Source organism: Zoogloea oryzae (genome assembly GCF_030161255.1).
Taxonomy (GTDB): domain Bacteria; phylum Pseudomonadota; class Gammaproteobacteria; order Burkholderiales; family Rhodocyclaceae; genus Zoogloea; species Zoogloea oryzae.
In genome coordinates, this window is the sequence record NZ_BSPX01000208.1 from 1 (window position 1) to 289 (window position 289).

The window sequence follows — 289 nt, forward strand, 5'->3', positions numbered from 1 at the left end:
CACCCGGTGCAACCGCGCCTGGTGCAACCGCAAGCACTAGCTTGACTTGGGGGGGCGATGGCTTAGTCGCGGTAGGCGGAAAAGTTGCTTTGTTACCTATTCCATTAGGAACTGCGGATTTCTTAGTCCATCACATTCACGCATTTACGATCCATGTGACGGTATTGATACTATTGAAGGGTGTTTTATTTGCTCGTAGTTCTCGTTTAATACCTGATAAAGCAAATCTGGGTTTTCGTTTCCCTTGTGACGGGCCTGGAAGAGGGGGGACATGTCAAGTATCCGCCTG

Annotated in this window: 1 protein-coding gene; it reads left to right on the top strand. The window is 49.5% G+C overall.

The window, feature by feature from the left end; genetic code table 11:
• A partial coding sequence (locus QQK25_RS24770) for a hypothetical protein (protein ID WP_498027251.1) occupies positions 1-289 on the top strand: 289 nt, incomplete at both ends.